The sequence below is a fragment of the Deinococcus sedimenti genome, from assembly GCF_014648135.1.
GTDB classification, from domain to species: domain Bacteria; phylum Deinococcota; class Deinococci; order Deinococcales; family Deinococcaceae; genus Deinococcus; species Deinococcus sedimenti.
This window is the reverse complement of the sequence record NZ_BMQN01000001.1, coordinates 476652-495259: the sequence shown is the minus strand read 5'-3', so window position 1 is coordinate 495259 and position 18608 is coordinate 476652. Positions and strand designations below refer to the sequence as shown.

Genomic DNA, 18608 nt, shown 5'->3' with positions numbered 1-18608 from the left:
ATCAATCAGGGCAGGCAGAATGCCCCTCAAGAGGCAGCCCCCATGACCCAGGACCCCAGCGTGACCACCGACCACCCCGCCCCCCTGATCCCCGCGACCTCGTGGGCGATCATCGACTCCACCCTGCGGGAGGGCGAGCAGTTCGCACGCGGGAACTTCAAACAGGGCGACAAGATCGAGATCGCCCGCGCGCTGGACGCCTTCGGCGTGGAATTCATCGAGGTCACCACCCCGATGGTCAGCGCGCAGACGCACGCGGACATCCGCCGCCTGACGGGCCTGGGCCTGAAGGCCAAGTTCCTCACGCACGTCCGCTGCCACATGGACGACGTGCAGCGCGCCGTGGACACCGGCGTGGACGGCCTGGACCTGCTGTTCGGCACGAGTTCGTTCCTGCGGGAATTCAGCCACGGGAAGAACATCGGGCAGATCATCGACACGGCGCAGCAGGTCATCAGCTGGATCAAGACCAACCACCCGGACCTCCAGATCCGCTTCAGCGCCGAGGACACCTTCCGCAGCGAGGAAGCCGACCTGATGGCCGTCTACAAGGCCGTCTCGGATCTGGGCGTGCACCGCGTGGGCCTGGCCGACACCGTGGGCGTCGCCACGCCCCGGCAGGTATACACGCTGGTTCGCGAGGTCCGCAAGGTCATCCACGCCGAGTGCGGCATCGAATTCCACGGGCACAACGACACGGGCTGCGCCGTCAGCAACGCCTACGAGGCCATCGAGGCGGGCGCCACCCACATCGACACGACCATCCTCGGGATCGGGGAACGTAACGGCATCACGCCGCTCGGCGGCTTCCTGGCCCGCATGTTCACCTTCGACCCGCAGGGCCTGATCGACAAGTACAACCTCGACCTGCTGCCGGAACTGGACCGCATGATCGCCCGCATGGTGGACCTCCCGATTCCCTGGAACAACTACCTGACAGGCGAGTTCGCATACAACCACAAGGCTGGCATGCACCTGAAGGCCATCTACCTGAACCCCGGCGCGTACGAGGCCATCCCCCCCGGCGTGTTCGGCGTGGGCCGCCGCATCCAGGCGGCGAGCAAGGTCACGGGCAAGCACGCCATCGCGTACAAGGCCCGCGAACTCGGCCTCCACTACGGTGAGGACGCCCTGCGGCGCGTCACGGACCACATCAAGGCGCTGGCCGAGCAGGACGAACTGGACGACGCCCACCTGGAACAGGTGCTGCGCGAGTGGGTCAGCGCGTAAGGGGGACCTGAGCGCTGGGCTGTGAGCGCTGGGTGGTCATCTGACCTGCCGAGACGGATCTGGGGGGCATACCGTGACGGGGATGCCGCTGATCGTGCCGACCGTCCGGAACCTGGAGCGCCTGCGGACGCGGTATCAGCCGCTGTCCACGAACGCCGTGACGTCCGGCGACCTCAGTCACGAGGTCGTGGAGGTCGGTCGGGGCGAGGGGGCCTTCCGGCGCGCGGCGGCCGCCCTGCGCCGCTGGGACACGCACCGCTCATGGTGGCTGCGGGTGCACCCGGCGGACGAGCCGCCCGCGCCGGGGCAGACGGTCGTGATTCAGGTGCAGGCGGGGCGCTTCAGTCCACTGGCGCTGGCGTTCTGCGACCGCGTGACGGACGTGATCGACGGGCCGCGCCGCCAGGGCTTCACGTACGCCACGCTGCCCGGCCACCCCGAGCGGGGCGCAGAGACCTTCCTGATCGAGTGGCACGCCGACGACCGCGTGACGTTCACGGTTCGGGCGGTCAGCCAGCCGGGGTGGCCCCCGCTGCGGCTGGTGCGTCCGGCGCTGGCGTGGCTGCAGGGACGGGCGACCCGTCAATACCTGCGGGCCATCGCGCGCTCGGCGGTCGCGCAGAATGCCTGAATGAACACGCCCGACCCCCTGGCCGTTCCCCTCCTGTTCCGCGCCCTGTCCGACGGCGGGTCGGGCGGCAAGCGCGTGGCGGTGTTCCTGCAGGGCGGCGACGAGCAGGCGCGGGCCGCCGCGTCCGGTGCGCCGCTGAACGTGTTCGTGCAGGGCGCCGACCCGACCGGGCTGCGGCTGCGGGTGTTCACGCCCTCGCGGGAGAAGGGCAGCAGCGACAGCGCCGCCATTGCCGCGCTGAGTGCCGTGCAGGCGCAGGTGGGCCTGCTGGACGTCGTGGAGGTCACGCAGGGCGACCCGGAAGCCGGAGGCGAGGTCCAGAGTGCTCAGCTGTGCGGCGGCGAGTGGGTGCTGCGCCAGGGCCTCGCGACGGCGCGCGAGGTGCAGGCGGACCTCTCCCCCGTCGGGCTGGCGGGGCGGGCCGCGTGGGTGGGCAGCACAGGCCGCCCGAACCTGATCGTGGAGGTGCCGACCCTTGCCGCGCTGGAGGCCTTCACGCCGGACGACGCGGCGATCAGTGCCGTGAACCGCGCGACCGTCACGACCGGGCTGGTGCTGTACACCCTGGGCGGACCGGGCCGCGTGGACGTGAGCTTCCGTGCGTTCGGCCCTCTGAAGGGTTTCACCGAGGACGCCGCGAGCAGCAACATGCTCGCCTGCCTTGTGGGCGTGCTGGGCGGGCGCGGGCAGCTCCCGGAGGACGTGAACCTGCTCCGCGCGGCGCAGCGCCGCCCCGGTCAGCCTGCCCGACTGACCGCGCAGTTCGCACCGCTGCACGGCGGAGTGGAGGTCTGGGTGGGGGGAAACGCCGTGATCACCGCCACGGGTGACTGAGCACCGCATGAAGACGCTCACGGTGCGGAGGGGGGCCGGCCTTTAGACTGGGCACATGGAGCTGTTACTCGACCTTCACCCCGACGCCTACCCCCTGGAGGGCTTCCGGCGTCGGCAGCTGCTCGACTGGGTGTACGGGCAGGGCGTCGGCACCTTCGGCGCGATGACCAACCTGCCTGCCCCCACCCGGCAGCAGCTGGAGGACACCTATCTGCTGAACCCCTTCAAGCTGATCGAGACGGTTCGCAGCACCGATGGCAGCGTCAAGTACCTCTTTACCCTGCAGGACGGCCGCCAGATGGAAGCGGTGTACATGCCGTACCTGGACCGCAAGACCATCTGCGTGTCCACCATGGTGGGCTGCCCGGCCCGCTGCGCGTTCTGCGCGACGGGCGCGATGGGCTTCGGCCGGAACCTGACGCCCGGTGAGATCGTCGGGCAGGTGCTGGCCGTCGCGGGCGGCGAGGGCATCGCCCCGCGCGAGATCCGCAATCTGGTGTTCATGGGCATGGGCGAGGCCATGCTGAACTACGACCACACCATGCTCGCCGCGCGCATCCTGCTGCACCCGGACGCGCTGGGCATGAGCAAACGCCGCGTGACACTGTCCACCGTGGGCATCGCCAGGGGCATCAAGCGACTGGCGGCCGAGGACGACCTGGGCATCAAGCTGGCCATCAGCCTGCACGCCCCGGACGAGGAGACCCGCCGGAAGATCATCCCGACCGGTCAGGTGAACTCCATCGAGGAGATCATGACCGCCGCCCGCGAGTACCAGGACGTCACGGGTCGGCGCATCACCATGGAGTACACCATGCTGCGCGACATCAACGACCACCTCTGGCAGGCGGAACTGCTGGCCGAGCTGTTGCGCGGGCTGGTCAGTCACGTGAACCTGATTCCCATGAACCCGTGGCCCGGATCGAATTTCGAGAGCAGCACCGAGGAGCAGATCCAGGCGTTCTACGACCTGCTGGAAGCTCGGGGTGTGGACGTCAGCGTGCGCCGGTCGCGCGGACGGGACGCCGGAGCGGCCTGCGGACAGCTGGCCCTGAAGCGGCCAGGGGCAGCCAGCGGCGCCGCCTGACGCACGCTGTCGGGGGCTGAACGGCGACCGTTCGGGCAGTCAGATGAGTAAGGGTTAGGAGACAGGTTAATGCTACGCTACAGGCGTTTCCGAAACATCAGGAGGCCAATAAGGTGACACATACACGTACCGTTCTGCTGGGACTCACCCTGGCCCTCGTTTCCCATGGTGCGGCACAGACCATGCTCGAAACGGCCACCACCATCGGCGTGCAGAACACCCTGCAGTCCGCCGGAACGCCCAGCCTGCCGACCATCAATCTCCCCACCCAGCCGGCCGGCACGACCACGTCGGCCCCCGCACCGGTCGTCACGCCCCTCACGGCCGACCAGCAGGCCCTGCTGGACCAGGCCCGCGCGGCGTACCAGGCGGGCAACCTGCCCACCGCCCGCCGCCTGTACGAACAGCTGGTCACGCAGAACTACACCAACCCCGCCCCGCACTTCGGCCTGGCCCTCACCCTGTTCGCGCAGAACGACGACCGGGGCGCCGCGTTCGAACTGCAGCAGTTCACGGTTCTCGCCCCGGACCGTTTCGAGGGCCCGTACAACCTGGGGGTCCTTGCCACCCGCGGCGGCCGTCACGACGAGGCACTGAAGTTCTACACACAAGCAGCCGACCTGATGAAAGACCAGGCCGGCCCGGCCGAACAGCGCCAGGTGCTTGAAGCCCTGGCGGCCGAGCAGACGCGGAAGGCGGACTTCACCGGACTGACCACCACCCTGGCCGGCATCGCCACGATCGATCCGCAGGACCTGAACGTCCAGTACCGCCTCGCGCAGGCCCGGACCCTCAGCGGTCAGGGCGCCGCCGCGCTGCCCGGCGTGTACGCCCTGCTGCAGGCCGCGCCCGAACGAACCGACGCCGCGCTGCTGCTCGCCGACATCTACGTCGCGCAGGGCCTCCCGGACCGCGCGCTGCGTGAACTCGACGCCGCCGCGCCCCGCGTGAAGACCGGCGAGGAACGCGCCACGCTGCTGCTGCGCAAGGCCGCCATCCTCACCCAGACCGGCGACACCCGCGCGGCCGTCTTCGCCGCGCAGGCCGCCACCCGCGAAGACCCCAAGAACGCCGCCGCGTTCGCCCGCGAAGGCGAGCTGCGCGCCGGGCGAAACGACCGCCCCGGCGCACTGACCGCCTACCAGAACGCCGTGAAACTCGACCCGCAGAACGCGACGTACCGTGCCGGTCTGGCCGGGGTGCGCCTGACCCTCGGGCAGAACGCGCAGGCGCAGGCCGACGCCGCCCGCGCCCTCACCCTGCGTCCCGACGACGCGACCCTCGCGCGCGCGCTGTTCGTGCAGGGCGTCGCCGCCTACCGCCAGGGGCAGTACGCGCTGGCCCGCACGGCGCTCACCTCCAGTCAGACCCGCGCGCCCAGTGCCGACACCGCTCTGTGGCTGGGCCTGAGCGCCTACGCGGCCAAGGACTACGCCGCCGCCGCCACCGCACTGGGAGACAGCGTCAAGCTGAACCCCACCCCCACCGCCCGCGTGAACCTCGGCAGCGCCCTGCTCGCCACGGCCCGCTACCCCGAGGCCGAGGCGGTCCTGCGCGGACTGGTCAGCGAAAACCCCAGAAACGCCGAGGCGTGGTACCTGCTGGGCCTTGCCCAGCGCGCCCAGGCCCGGGAAACCGAGGCGCGCACGTCGCTGAAAGCCGCCGCGGCCCTGGGCAGCACGCGCGCCCTGGAGGCCCTGAAGTGAGCCGGGCGGCCACACCCCGCCGCTGGCCGGACATCATGATCGGCACGCTGGTGCTGCTGCTGCTCGGCGGCTTCGGCACCCTGCTGCTGCGCCCCCAGGCCACCACTCCCGTCAGTACGCCCAGCGAGGCCGCCACCACGACCACCCCCGCCATTCCCGGCGCCCCCGGCACGTCCGAAGTGACTGGCACCGAGACCGTCAGTACCACCCCGATCACCCCGGCGCCCAGCGACCCGGTGGCCAGCACCACTCCGGCCGACACCGCATCAGCGGCGGCCGAGCCCACCACCCCGGACAGTGAAGCGGCCCCCGTGATCGCCGCCGCCCCCATCGGCACGCCCGACCCCACACTGACCAGCCCTGCGGAGAGCGCCACCAGCACGGCAGACGAGTCGGCCACGACCGACCCCGCCACCCCAGCCGACGCTGCACCGGCCACCCCGGCCGCCCGCACCGGCGGCGCAGTTCCCACCAGCGAGCAGCGGACGCCGCTGCGCAGCGACTACCGCATCACCCTGGGCACCTTCAGCAGCGTGGAAGCGGCCCAGCAGGCCGCGCAGGGTGTCAGCGCCCTCGGCTACACCGTCTACCCCATCGACCTCGGGACGCAGGTGGTCGCGCAGGTTGGTCCCTTCACCGACGAGACCACCGCGCGCCAAGCCCTCACCGACGTGCAGCGCGCCGCACCGGGCGCCGTGCTGTACCCCCCGCGCGGCACCAGCCTGGGCAGCCCGGCAGCTGCACCTGCGGCCACCCCCACCACGGATACGCCCCCCACCGAGGCAACCACACCCGCCGCGGCGCCCACCAGCAACACCCCCACCTACCTGCAGGTCGGCGCGTTCGACCGCCTGGACAGCGCGCAGAACCTCGTGCAGCAACTGCGCGACCTGGGCTACAACCCCACCGTGAACGCCCCCGCTGGCAAGAAGGTGACCGTGCTGGTCGGCCCGTACACCGGCGATCCCCTCACCCGCACTGAGACCCGACTCCAAGAGAACGGTCTCGACAGCTTCCGGGTCCGCTGAACGTGGCTGAAATCCCCACCGCCGCCATCAGCCGCCTCGTGACCTACCTGCGCATCCTTGAGCAGCTTGAGTTGCAGGACGTCAGCCGCACCAGCAGCACCGACCTCGCCGAACGGGCAGGTGTCACCGCCTTCCAGGTCCGCAAGGACCTCGCGTACTTCGGCCGTTTCGGCACGCGCGGCATGGGCTACACCGTCCCCATCCTCAAACGCGAACTCGTCCGCGTCCTCGGCCTCAACCGAACCTGGAACGTCGTCATCGTCGGCGTCGGCCGCCTCGGGCAGGCCATCGCCAACTACCCCGGCGCCAGCGACTACCAGTTCCAGTACGTCGGCCTGTTCGACGTGAACCCCGACCTGATCGGCACGCAGGTCCGCGGGCTACGCGTCCAGCACCTCGACACCCTGCGTGACTTCACCCAGACCCAGACCGTCGACATGGGCTTCCTGGCCGTCCCACCCGACCGCGCGCAGGACGCCGCACAATCGCTTGCAGACGCTGGCGTGAAAGGTATCCTGAACTTCGCCCCCACCGTCATCCAACCCCGCACCACCGACCGACCGGGCCACACCGACCTCAGCGACGAGTGGCGCGGCGTAATCGTCGAAAACGTCGACTTCCTCGCCGGCATGAAACGCCTCGCCTTTTACATCCTCAACCCCCACCTCAAAGACGCCCCCACCCCGGAGGACCCCACATGAAGAAACTCGCCCTTCTTACCCTCCCGCTCCTGATTGCCGGCTGTGGCGGCAGCAACGCACCCAGTTCTTCCTCCGTGACCGCCGCAAGCACGGTCACCAGCATCACAGCCACCAACGGCGCTCTGTCAGACACCCTCGCCGTGACTTTCACCAACAAGGCCGGCAGCAAGGCCGTCACCGTCAATACCGCCACGGTCACCTGGACCGACCCGGCCAGCAAGACGGTAAAGACCGAAACCGTAACCATCCCCGCCGTCAGCCTTCCCGCCGGACTGACCTGCGCGGCCGCACAGGCGAATCCCAACGCCATCTGCAATTTCAATGATCCAGGGACCACCTTCGCGGATCGCAGCGTCACCACCACCTTCAATCAGGCGGACCTGTTCAGCAAGGTCCTCAGCCAGAACCCCAGCGCCACCAATCTGCCCGTCAACGTGCAGTTCGGCAGTGTGCAGAACGTTCTGCCCTTCACGTTCACGTCCACCACGAGCACGGAAGGTGGAGGGACCGGCGGCACGGTCACGGCACCGACATTCACGTGGCTGAGTCCTTCCAGTGATTTCGTATCCGGGGGCGGCACGGTGACCCTGCGCGCCACAGCAACGAGGAACGGACAGGACCTCTCCAGCCAGATCGTGTACACGGTCACCTGCGGCAAGATCGAGGGCAGCACTTGGACTCTGGACAGCAGCTGCACGGATGGCAGCAAGCAGAGCGTGACGGCGACCATCACCGATGGCGGACGCAGCTTCAGCAGTCCTGCCCGTCTGATCACGGTGGATGCCAGCAATCCCACCGTGCAGATCACGAAGGTGCAGCAGGGGCAGGTCTTCACGCAGAACCCCATCACGATCGGAGTCAACGGAACCGACGCAGTCAGCGGCGTGGACCGGATCCTTGTCGAGGCCAGCAGCGACGGTGGGAAGACCTACACCCAGGTCGGCGTGGTGACAGGGGCCGCCGGCGACGTCATCTGGGCACCGATGAATGGGAAATACACCCTGCGCGCTACAGCCACAGACCGGACGGGACGGAGCACCAGCACCACCCTGGCCGACATCAGTGTCAATCTGACCACCAGTGACCGCACGGCACCGAGCGTCACCTTCAGTGGTCTGCCCAGCACGCCTCAGCGTGGCACGATCACCGTCGTGACAACAGCCACCGACCCTCAGGGAACGGACGGCGCCGCCAGTGGCATTGTCAAAGTGGATCTGTTCGACGGCGGCACGATCCTTGCCAGCCAGACGGCCGGAGTCAATGGCGCGTACACCTTCACCCTCGACACGACCACCCTGTCGGACGGCGTCCACAATCTGCGCGCCGTTGCCCTGGACCGCGCCGGAAACAGCAGCGAGGTCACCAGGACCCTGACCGTCGACAACACGGCGCCCATCATTGTGTGGCAACCGCCCACCACGGTCGGCGCCAGCGGTTCTCTGACCCTGGGTGCCAGCACCAATGACGGGCAGATCTCCTACACCGTGTCCTGCGGCACCCTGACCGGTAGCGTCTGGAATTACAGCGCCTGCCCGGACGGCGCAGCGACCGTGACCGCCACGGCCACTGACGCCGCCGGAAACGCCACGACCCTCAGTCGAACCGTGACCATCGACAAGACCGCACCCACCATCCAGATCACGAGCCCCACCATGGGTCAGGTCTTCACGACCGCGCCTGTCACCATCAGCGCGACCGCGGCCGACAGCCTGTCATCGGTCAGGAGCATCTCTGCCTCCATTCAGGGTCCGAACGACGCCGCTCCAGTGGCTCTGGATACGCAGACTGGATCGACCTTCTCCACGCCTTTCAGTCCCACCGTTTCGGGCACCTACACCGTGACCTTCACGGCGACCGATGCAGCGAACAACACCTCAGCTCCGACCACTCGGAGCTTCACGTTCAACGTGACTACAGCACCTGCCGAGCAGGCCCCCACTCCCGTTCTGGAAGTCGTCGGCACGGCTCCATACGCCGGCAACATGAGCGTCAACGTGTCCGGGAACTTCGACGCGGCCAGTCAGGTCGACCGGATGATCCTGCAGATCACCGACGCGAAAGGCGTGGTGGACAACAGCACCTACGTGACGACCCAGGCCCGAGCGACCTTCAGTGTGGACACCACCCGCTTCGCGAACGGCCCCCTGAAACTTCAGGTGATCGCCTACACGAAATCAGGACTGCGGGGCATCAGTGGTGAGAAGAACGTACAGGTCCAGAACCTGACCAGCCCGGACTTCAAGGTGGCTTCCCCCAGCGACGGAGCGACGGTGAACACGCCAACGGTTCCCGTGCAGATCACTCTGACCAAGCGCAGCGCCGATTACACCATCACGCAGCCCTTCAAGGTTGACCTGCTGGACTACCGTGGCATCGTAGTGGCCACCCAGACGCTCAGCCCGACGGACCCGACAGTCTGCAGTGGCAGCGTCGATTCCCTGACCTGCAACACCTCGTTTGACGTGGCAGCCCTTCCTGCTGACACGTATCTCATCAGGGCGCGGACCAAGGTTCAGGTTGACCCGGCGGGCGCGAACATCACCCGCCCCCTGGAGACCAGCAGCCGCTTCACGCACAACACTGTCAGTGTGCTGCCGCCGGCGTCCACCATCCGCTTCCCGGCTATCACGGATGCGCAGAAGCCTGGTCAGCTTGACAGTTCCTCCGGACTGCTCATCAGCGTGAGCGACAACACCGGAGTGGCCGTGGTCGAGGCGCGAGTGGTGGGGCCGTTCGATGCCACCAGACCCCTCACGCTCAATGGCACGACGCAATGCGACGCGAGCGTTCCCGTTGCGGGCCGTTCACCCGTTGATGTCCTCATGTTGAACTACGGGTACAGTCCTGCCATTGCCATTGGGGACGTCGTGCTCAACAATCTCGACATTGACGGCTCAGCCTACGTGCCGGACAACAACGTCAACGAGCGGTATGACCTCCGCGTAACTGTGCAGGACACGGAGGGGAACCGGAACATTCAGTGCATTCCCGTGACGATCAACCGCGCGGCCATCCGTGCCGCCCGGCCCGCATACTTCACCTCTACCGCGACCTCCCCGACACCCCCGAGCACCATAAGTGGTCAGTTGAACTACACCACGGGCACCTGGACTCTGTCGGGGATGACCAACCGGAGCCGTGTCGCCGCCGTGCTGTACATGAACGGCGTTCAGAAGAGTGTCAGCTTCACCAACGACGTGACCGGAAGTGTCTCGTCCACCGTTGCCTTCGGAGACCCGGGCACCTATCAGGTGGTCTGGCTGATCGAAGACATGACAACGGGCATCGTGACGTCCGTTGCGGGCAGCACGGTTTCGGTCGTTCGTAACCCTTAATCTGCTAACACACGGCAGCGCCCTCCGGGTGGAGGGCGCTGCCGCTTGAGCTCACCAGCCGTTGGGGTCGTGGTCGGGTTCTTCGATGAGTAGCCAGAGGTGCCGTTCCTGCTGGGCGGCGTTGGTCTGGGCGTCGAGGAGGACCTGTTCGAGTTCGGTGGCGAGGTGGGGGTGGCGGCGGCGGAAGTGGGCGTAGTCGCAGAGGATCAGGGCGTAGCGGGCGCTGATCTGGTCGGGGTCGGTGAGGATGTCGTAGAGGGCGTCCCAGTTGCGGCCGAAGGTGTCGCGCAGGGCGAGGCCCTTGAGGAATGCGAGCATCAGGGTGTCCTTATCGTGGACGGCGCCGAAGTCGATTTCACGGACGGTGATCTGGTACCCGGCGGCGATGATGCGGGGCTCGTGTGGAGCGGCCTGGAGGCCGTCCGGGGGGGCGTTGAAGATCTGGATCATTGGATGCTCCGGAAGGTGCGGTAGTGGTCGGGGGTGTAGTGGCAGTCGTCGGTGCGGGTGGGGGGTTGGCCGCCGCAGACGATGCGGCGGGCGCCGCGGTCATTCTCGCCGGGGGTGGGGACGGTGTATTCGCGGTAGTAGCCGCTGGGCCGGGTGGGGAGGCGGCGTTCGCGGTTGCCGAAGGTGCTGCCGTCCTTGGCGTAGCGGAAGGGGCCGCCCTGGTCGATCTGGCGCAGGACCTGCTGTCCTTCGCGTGGGAGGGCGCTGATGGGGACGGTGGCGGCGGTGGACTGGCGCTGGGTGGTCGTCTTGCCGGTCGTGGCGTTATCCGTCGTGACGGTGGTGCGGGTGGTGACCTGGGTGCTGTCGCCCCTGATCACCGTAGTGTCGTCCGGTGGCGCGGCGCAGGCAGCCAGCAGCAGGGGGATGAGCAGCAGGGTGGGGCGGGCGGGATTCACCCGGTCAGTCTAGGCTGCGGTCCCTGAGCCACCGCAGTAGGTCGCCTTGCAGGTGGGTTAATCCCTTGTACTCGGTCTGTTCGGGCGTCATGGACTGGATGGCGGCGGCGAGGGCCTGAGCGTGCGTGGGCGTCTGCACGGCTTTCGTCAGGGGGTGAACGAGCGGCCGAATGGTGAACAGTGCGCCGTGCGCGTCAGGGAAACCGGTGAGGGTCTGGCGTTCGACGCGCAGGTACGCCCAGTCGGGGTGGAAGCGGGTGTCGTGGGCGCGGTCCTCGTCGGGCGGGGCGGCGGGGTGATGGTCGAGGCGCCCTGTCATGCTGAGGCCCCACGCGAAGCGGATGAACGGCCCGCGCGTGATGGCCGCTTCTACGAGGCGGGGTGCCGTGACGTTCATGGGGCCACTGCCCGCGACGGGTTCGTGGACGGCACGGAAGTCCCGGCCGAGTTTGTCGCGCGGGTCCCAGTGCTGTGGCAGGAGGACGTGCGTGGCGGCCAGCCAGTCCGCACCCGTGTGGGGGTCACGGGCGATAAGGGCGAGGTCCTCCTGGGTGTTCAGGCCCAGGAAGTCCAGTGCGTGGAGCGGCTGCACTCTGGCGATCAGCCCGGCGTGTGGGGCCTGAAAGTGCCTGAGGTCATGTACGGCGTTCCAGCGCGGATCGAGGGTGGACCGCCAGCCCAGAAGGTCGTTCCGGAGGGTCGCGCCGTCCCACGTGATCGCCCCGCCACTGTCGCGGGCGAGGGTCGCGGCGACGTGCGTCAGGGCCGCCTCGCGCAGGTCTGGGGTCAGTGCCGCCTCGCCCATGTACTCGTGCGGGGCGCGGGCGTGCGCGGCGACCTTGCTGGCAATGAACGCGGGGTACGTGTCGTCCAGCGTGAAGGTGTGCCCTTCGGGGCGAGGGTCGTCCAGCCAGGGAATGGCCTGCTGGCCCATCCGGTACAGTCCGGCGGAGACGGCGTACGTCCCGTTCAGGAACGGGCGGTAGAGGGTGGGTGGAGCCACGCGCACCATTCTGGCAGGACTGCGTGGGAAGGGGCGGCCCAGGACTCGCTCCGGGCCGCCCCTTTCATGTGGGCTTCAGGCGAGGTTGCCGTTGTTCAGCAAGCCCGCTGCGATCAGCGCGAGGATCAGCACGCCGACCACGACGCGGTAGACCGCGAAGGGTTTGAAGTTGTTGGTGGACACGAAGCGCAGCAGCCACCCGATGGACAGATACGCCACGACGAAGCTCACGGCGGCGCCCAGCAGCACGTTCAGCACGCCGATCTCCGCGAGGATGTCGCGGCTCTTGATGAAGTCCAGCAGCGCGGCGCCGCCCAGGGTGGGCACGCCCAGGTAGAAGCTGAACTTCGTGGCGGTGGGCCGGTCCAGGCCCAGCACCATGCCGCCCAGGATGGAACTCGCGGAGCGGGAGAAGCCGGGCCACAGCAGCGCGAGGCACTGCAGCGTGCCGATCAGCAGCGAGCGGCGCACGCCGATCTTCTCGATGGCGTCCACACTGGGCGTGACGCGGCGCGATTCGATCAGCCACATCAGGATGCCGCCCACGATCAGTGCCCAGGCGACCACGCTGGGACGGAACAGGTACGCCTTGATGGTGTCCCCGAACAGCAGCCCCAGGATCACGGCGGGAATGCAGGCCACGACCACGCCCAGCCACAGGTTCTGCTGGGTCTTGTCCCGGCCAATGTGGCGAATTTGCAGGAAGTCCTTCCAGTAGTAGGCGAGCACGGCGAGGATCGCGCCGCCCTGAATGACGACCTCGAAGGTGTCCTTGACTTCCTTCGACCAGGGCACGCCCATCAGGTTGCCGGTGAGGATCAGGTGCCCGGTGGAGCTGATCGGCAGGAACTCGGTGATCCCCTCGACGATCCCGTAAACGATGGCGTAGAACCAGTCCATAAGGGCCAAGTGTAAGCCCTGTCACGGGGGATGGCGCGTCCTCCATTCGGTGCAGACTGGAAGCGTGAGTCTGGAGTCCTGCCTGAGCCGCTGGGAGCTGATGCCGGACGCCGCGGCGATCCGCACCGCACGCCGGGCAGCGACCTGATGCCCGTGCGCTGGCAAGGACAGGCGGCGATGCTGAAGGTGGCCCGCAGCGCGGAGGAGGTGCGGGGCCATGACCTGATGGTGTGGCTGGGCGGGCAGGGCACGGCGCAGGTGTTCCGGCATGAGGGCGAGGCGCTGCTGGAACGACTGGAGCCGACCCCGTCACTGACCGACTGGGCGCTGTCTGGGCAGGATGACGCGGCGACGCGGGTGCTGTGCGGCGCGGCGGCGGGCGTGCATGCCGCGCGGGTGCCGCCCTGGCCGGACCTGCCGGGTCTCCCCCGCTGGTTCCGGGCGCTGGAGGCCGCGCAGGGACAGGGGGAGGTCTTCGCGCGGGCCTGGGGCACGGCGCAGCGTCTGCTGACCGATCCGCGGGACGTGCGCCCGCTGCACGGTGACCTGCATCACGGGAACGTCCTGCACAGCCCGGAGCGGGGGTGGCTGGTCATTGACCCGAAGGGATTGATCGGCGAGCGGACTTTCGATTTCGCGAACATCCTGTGCAATCCGACGCTGGAGCACGCGCTGATGCCGGGGCGTCTGGATCGGCAGTCGGCGCTGATCGCGCGGCAGGCCGGGCTGGACCGCGCGCGGCTGCTGGCGTGGGTGGGCGCGTACGCGGCCCTGTCGGGGGCGTGGCATCTGGAGGACGCTCAGGAGGAGCAGGCCCGGCAGTCGCTGGCGGTCTCGGCGCTGGCCCACAGCCTCCTCTGAGCCCCCAGCTTTCGGCCATCAGGCATCCGCCCCACCTCCCCCTCCCACCGGGGGCTCTCATGTCGTATAATTTTCGTTTGGGTGCCCCCGTGATCCTGCCCTGCGCGCTCGAGCGTCGCGCTGCGGCCTGGCCCCACATGCGGAAGGTGAACCACCTGACGCGGGGCTGGCACGAGGACGGCAAACTCTTTCCCGATCACAACGCTCAGGAGTCACCATGTCGTACATCAGCATGAAGCAGCTGCTGGAAGCCGGAGTTCACTTCGGTCACGAAACCAAGCGCTGGAACCCCCGGTTCAAGCGTTTCATCTTCGCCGAGCGGAACGGCATCTTCATCATCGACCTGCAGAAGACCCTCAAGCAGGTCGACCGCAGCTTCGACTTCATCAAGGAACTCTCCGAGCGCGGCGGCGTCATCCTGTTCGTCGGCACGAAGAAGCAGGCCCAGGAAATCGTGGAGCTGGAGGCGCGCCGCACCGGCATGCCCTTCGTCACCAGCCGCTGGCTGGGCGGCATGCTCACGAACTTCAAGACCATGCGCACCCGCATTGACCGCCTGAACGAACTCGACGACCTGTTCGAGTCCGAGCGCGTCAACGACCGCACCAAGGCCGAGCGCATCAAGCTGGCCGCCGAGCGCGAGCGCCTCCAGCGCTTCGTGGGTGGCATCCGCAAGATGACCCGCCTGCCCGACGCGATCTTCGTGGTGGACCCCACCAAGGAAGTCATCGCCGTGCAGGAAGCGAACAAGCTGGGCATCCCCGTGATCGCCCTGGCCGACACCGACAGCGATCCCGATGTCATCGACTACATCGTGCCCGGTAACGACGACGCGATCCGCAGCATCCAGCTGATCACCCACCGCATCGGTGACCTGCTGGTCGAGGCTCGTGGCGGCGGCGAAGACGTCGGCGCGGCCGAAGCCGAGCAGACCGAAGCGACCGAACAGGCCGAAGCCTAAGCACGGGACACGGGGGGGACGCGTCCCGGCGCAGGCCGATCAAGGGCGCGCCCCCCTTTTCCCGCCCAGGTTGACTGACCCCGACTCCGAAGCCCGAGATGCAGGCTTCACGCCCACAGGAGGCAACACATGCTGGAATCGATCAAGAAACTCCGCGAACTGACCGGCGCGGGCATGATGGACGTCAAGAAGGCCCTCGCCGACGCCGACAACAACGAAGAGAAGGCCATCGCGCTGCTGCGCGAGCGCGGCATCGCCAAGGCCGTCAAGAAGGGCGACCGTGAAGCCAAGGAAGGCATCGTGCGCTTCGCCGTGGACGGCAACCGCGCCGCCATCGTCGAAGTGAACAGCGAGACCGACTTCGTCGCCCGCAACAGCGACTTCCAGGCCGTCGTCGAGAAGCTCGCGCAGGCCGCGCTGGCCGCCAAGACCAGCGACCTCGACACCTTCAAGGCGTACACCGTGGACGGCGAGACCGTCGCCGACCTGGTCGCCGCGACCGCCGGCAAGATCGGTGAGAACATCGTCCTGAACAAGGTCGCGTACCTCGAAGGCAGCACTGTCGCCGGGTACGTGCACAGCAACGGCAAGATCGGCGTGCTCGTGGACGTCGAGGGTGGCAGCGAAGCCCAGGCGAAGGACGTGGCCCTGCACGTCGCCGCCGAGCGCCCCCAGTTCCTCACCCGTGACGAAGTGGACTCCAGCGACATCGAGAAAGAGCGCGAGATCCTCACGAACAAGGCGCTGAACGAAGGCAAACCCCAGCAGATCGTCGAGAAGATCGTCGAGGGCCAGATCGGCAAGTTCTACTCCGAGAAGGTCCTGCCTGAGCAGTCGTTCGTGAAGGACAACAGCCTGACCGTCGCCAAGTACCTGGGCGGCGCGACCGTCAAGCGCTTCGTCCGTTTCGAGATCGGCGCTTAAAGACCCGCCTGGGCCCCCCGCAGCGGGGGCCTTTGCGCGGCCACCGTCCACCCGGCAGCCGCCCCGCGCGGTTGCCGGTTTCTCCTGCCCCCCGCCCCCCCATTCGTAGAGGTGAATCATGTTCAAGCGTGTCCTGTTGAAACTTTCTGGTGAGTTCCTGGCTGGCGAGTCGGGCTTCGGGATCAGCCCCGAGACGACCGCCGCGCTGGCCCGGCGCATCACGGACGCGCTGGACGGCACCGACATCGAACTGTCGATCGTGATCGGCGGCGGGAACCTGTGGCGCGGCGCGCGCAACGGGCAGGGCATGGACCCCGCCACCGCCGACTACATCGGGATGCTGGGCACCGTCATGAACGCCATGGCGCTGCAGGACGCCATGGAGAGCGCCGGGCGGCCCACCCGCGTCATGAGTGCCATCCAGATGGCGGCCGTGGCCGAACCGTACATCCGCCGCCGCGCGATCCGCCACCTGGAAAAGGGCCGGGTCGTGATCTTCGGCGGGGGGAACGGCGCGCCGTTCTTCACGACCGACACGACCAGCACCCTGCGCGCCCTGGAAGTCGGTGCGGACGTCGTGCTGATGGCGAAGAACAAGGTGGACGGCGTGTACGACAGCGACCCCCGCAAGAACCCGGACGCGAAGTTCATCGCGCAGGCGACGCACCTGCAGGTCGTCGAGCAACGCCTGGAGGTCATGGACGCCACTGCGCTGACGCTGTGCATGGACAAGGGCCTGCCCATCGTGGTGTTCGACCTGTTCCAGGAGGACAACCTGCCGCGCCTGTTCCGGGGTGAGCGGGTCGGCACCCTCATCCAGAGCTGACGTTCCCGCCGGTCCCGTCCCATCCTTTAGACTGGCGGCACTTTCCCACAAGGAGACCCTCCCATGGCTGACATGAAAACCATCCAGGCCGACACCCGCGAGAAGATGGGCAAGGCCATCGAGTCGCTGGAGAACAACCTCTCGGTGCTGCGCACCGGCCGCGCCAACCCCGGCATCCTGAAGAAGATCGTCGTGGACTACTACGGCAGCACCATGCCGATCGATCAGGTGGCGAGCATCACCACACCCGACGCCCGCACGCTGGTCATCACGCCCTGGGACCGCGGCGCGCTGAACCCGATCGAGAAGGCCATCCGCGACAGCGACCTGGGCCTGAACCCGAACAACAAGGGCGACACGATCTTCATCAGCCTGCCCATGCTGACCGAGGAGCGCCGCAAGGACCTCGTGAAGAACGCCAAGAGCTACTCGGAAGACGCCCGCATCGCCGTGCGGAACATCCGCAAGCACGCGCTGGACGAGGTCAAGAAGGTCGAGGGCATCGGTGACGACGAGATCAAGCGCGGCGAGGCCGACGTGCAGAAGATCACCGACGAGTTCATCGCCAGGGTGGACCAGACCTTCCAGAAGAAGGAGCAGGAAATCCTCGGGTGATACGGACTCCGTCTGTTTCGTTAACAGATCGGGACACCGCCGATCTGTTAACTCCACGCCCGGAACCCGTTGCTCTCCTGCTCGCTCCGCTCGGGTTGAACGATTGTGCCAACCGTTCAACCGGAGTCTGTAGAAGGCGTCCCGCCTCCTCTGCCCGTGACCGCCGGTCTCCCCGGCGGCACTTTCCTATGGGCCGTTCCCTGGGGGCCGCGTGGAGTCGCTGAGCAGCCGCGTCCTGACGAGCGTGGTGGGCTTCGCGATTCTCAGCGTGATCGTGTGGATCGGCTGGTGGGCGATGCTCCCGGCGCTGATCGTCGTGGCGATCATGGGGCTGTACGAGTACATCCGCATGCTGGACCGCAACGACATCGACGTGCGCCGCGTGAGCCTCGCGGTGTTCGCGGCGGCGCTGATGATCGCCAGCCTGCCGCTGTGGCCGCAGGCGCCGTGGCCGGGCGGGTCGTGGCGCGAGGCGGTCCTGACGGTCGCGCTGGGGTACCTGCTGGTCGTGGAGGTCATCCGGCCCGGCGAGCGGCCCCTGGAGCGGATCGTGTACTCGATGTTCGGGCTGCTGTACATCCCGTGGCTGCTGGGGTACTTCCTGATGCTGCGCTACAGCCCGGACGCCGGGGACGGGCTGCTGTACTTCGCGCTGCCGCTGATGGCGACGTTCGCGGCGGACATCGGCGGGTACTTCGTGGGGTACTTCTTCGGGAAGCGCAAGCTGGCCCCGGAGGTCAGTCCCGGCAAGACCGTCGAGGGGGCCGTGGGTGGCCTGGCGTTCAGTTTCCTGATGGTGCTGGCGCTGACGACGTTCACGCACGTGTGGACGCCGTTCGAGGCGCTGCTGTACTCGATTCTGGTCGCCAGTGCCAGTCAGCTGGGCGACCTGTCCGAGAGCCTGATCAAGCGGTCCCTGAAGACCAAGGATAGCGGCAGCAGCCTGCCGGGGCACGGAGGGTTCCTGGACCGCATGGACAGCCTGCTGTTCGCGGTGCCCGCCACGTACCTGTTCCTGCATATCAGTGTGTTCACCCGCTGAGCGGGAGGTCGGACGG

The 18608-nt window shown here is 67.8% G+C and carries 18 protein-coding genes; 14 read left to right on the top strand and 4 right to left on the bottom strand.

The window, feature by feature from the left end; all coding sequences use genetic code 11:
- Positions 1-42: 42 nt before the first annotated feature.
- The 8 genes from lysS to IEY69_RS02410 all read left to right on the top strand — a co-directional run bounded on the left by lysS (position 43) and on the right by IEY69_RS02410 (position 10552).
- Positions 43-1230: a homocitrate synthase gene (gene lysS, locus IEY69_RS02445; protein ID WP_189071551.1), complete on the top strand. Its 1188-nt coding sequence runs from the start codon at positions 43-45 to the stop codon at positions 1228-1230.
- An 82-nt stretch (positions 1231-1312) separates the two neighbouring features.
- Positions 1313-1861 (top strand): DUF1990 domain-containing protein, encoded by a 549-nt coding sequence (locus IEY69_RS02440; RefSeq protein WP_189071550.1) that lies wholly within the window; start codon positions 1313-1315, stop codon positions 1859-1861.
- Positions 1862-2695 carry a PhzF family phenazine biosynthesis protein gene (locus tag IEY69_RS02435; protein WP_189071549.1) on the top strand — a complete coding sequence of 278 codons (834 nt, stop codon included), beginning with the start codon at positions 1862-1864 and terminating at the stop codon, positions 2693-2695.
- 55 nt (positions 2696-2750) lie between these two features.
- Complete coding sequence (rlmN, locus tag IEY69_RS02430; RefSeq protein WP_189071548.1) at positions 2751-3782, top strand: dual-specificity RNA methyltransferase RlmN; 1032 nt, start codon at positions 2751-2753, stop codon at positions 3780-3782.
- Between the two features lie 113 nt (positions 3783-3895).
- Positions 3896-5488: a tetratricopeptide repeat protein gene (locus tag IEY69_RS02425; RefSeq protein ID WP_229783567.1), complete on the top strand. Its 1593-nt coding sequence runs from the start codon at positions 3896-3898 to the stop codon at positions 5486-5488.
- Positions 5485-6516 (top strand): SPOR domain-containing protein, encoded by a 1032-nt coding sequence (locus tag IEY69_RS02420; protein ID WP_189071547.1) that lies wholly within the window; start codon positions 5485-5487, stop codon positions 6514-6516. The genes IEY69_RS02425 and IEY69_RS02420 overlap by 4 nt, the downstream gene beginning before the upstream one ends.
- Positions 6517-6518: 2 nt before the next feature.
- Positions 6519-7217 carry a redox-sensing transcriptional repressor Rex gene (locus IEY69_RS02415; protein WP_189071546.1) on the top strand — a complete coding sequence of 233 codons (699 nt, stop codon included), beginning with the start codon at positions 6519-6521 and terminating at the stop codon, positions 7215-7217.
- Positions 7103-10552 carry an Ig-like domain-containing protein gene (locus IEY69_RS02410; protein ID WP_189071545.1) on the top strand — a complete coding sequence of 1150 codons (3450 nt, stop codon included), beginning with the start codon at positions 7103-7105 and terminating at the stop codon, positions 10550-10552. Before IEY69_RS02415 ends, IEY69_RS02410 begins: the two co-directional genes overlap by 115 nt.
- A 51-nt stretch (positions 10553-10603) precedes the next feature.
- On the opposite strand, the gene IEY69_RS02405 is transcribed toward IEY69_RS02410, so the two are convergent.
- The 4 genes from IEY69_RS02405 to IEY69_RS02390 form a co-directional block, all read right to left on the bottom strand.
- On the bottom strand, positions 10604-11002 hold the full coding sequence (locus IEY69_RS02405) for a barstar family protein (RefSeq protein ID WP_189071544.1): 399 nt from the start codon (positions 11000-11002) through the stop codon (positions 10604-10606).
- The gene (locus IEY69_RS02400) at positions 10999-11460 is read right to left on the bottom strand and encodes a guanyl-specific ribonuclease (protein ID WP_229783566.1); all 462 of its coding nucleotides are present in this window, start codon (positions 11458-11460) and stop codon (positions 10999-11001) included. Before IEY69_RS02400 ends, IEY69_RS02405 begins: the two co-directional genes overlap by 4 nt.
- Before the next feature lie 4 nt (positions 11461-11464).
- Positions 11465-12463, bottom strand: a complete 999-nt coding sequence (locus IEY69_RS02395) for a heme-dependent oxidative N-demethylase subunit alpha family protein (RefSeq protein WP_373290969.1) — start codon at positions 12461-12463, stop codon at positions 11465-11467.
- A 75-nt stretch (positions 12464-12538) separates the two neighbouring features.
- A complete protein-coding gene (locus IEY69_RS02390) occupies positions 12539-13363 on the bottom strand; it encodes an undecaprenyl-diphosphate phosphatase (RefSeq protein WP_189071542.1) in 825 nt (274 codons plus the stop codon).
- A gap of 147 nt (positions 13364-13510) precedes the next feature.
- Here IEY69_RS02390 and IEY69_RS02385 point away from each other — a divergent pair, with 147 nt between their 5' ends.
- The 6 genes from IEY69_RS02385 to IEY69_RS02360 all read left to right on the top strand — a co-directional run bounded on the left by IEY69_RS02385 (position 13511) and on the right by IEY69_RS02360 (position 18592).
- Entirely contained in the window at positions 13511-14224 is a 714-nt protein-coding gene (locus tag IEY69_RS02385; protein WP_229783565.1) for an aminoglycoside phosphotransferase family protein, read from the top strand.
- Positions 14225-14441: 217 nt separating this feature from the next.
- A complete protein-coding gene (gene rpsB / locus IEY69_RS02380) occupies positions 14442-15185 on the top strand; it encodes a 30S ribosomal protein S2 (protein WP_046842664.1) in 744 nt (247 codons plus the stop codon).
- Positions 15186-15314: 129 nt separating this feature from the next.
- Positions 15315-16109, top strand: a complete 795-nt coding sequence (tsf, locus tag IEY69_RS02375; RefSeq protein WP_189071540.1) for a translation elongation factor Ts — start codon at positions 15315-15317, stop codon at positions 16107-16109.
- Positions 16110-16227: 118 nt separating this feature from the next.
- Positions 16228-16935: a UMP kinase gene (pyrH, locus tag IEY69_RS02370; protein ID WP_189071539.1), complete on the top strand. Its 708-nt coding sequence runs from the start codon at positions 16228-16230 to the stop codon at positions 16933-16935.
- Positions 16936-16998: 63 nt separating this feature from the next.
- Positions 16999-17550: a ribosome recycling factor gene (gene frr / locus IEY69_RS02365; protein ID WP_058976331.1), complete on the top strand. Its 552-nt coding sequence runs from the start codon at positions 16999-17001 to the stop codon at positions 17548-17550.
- A 211-nt stretch (positions 17551-17761) separates the two neighbouring features.
- The gene (locus IEY69_RS02360; protein ID WP_160977804.1) at positions 17762-18592 is read left to right on the top strand and encodes a phosphatidate cytidylyltransferase; all 831 of its coding nucleotides are present in this window, start codon (positions 17762-17764) and stop codon (positions 18590-18592) included.
- The last annotated feature ends 16 nt before the right edge of the window (positions 18593-18608 follow it).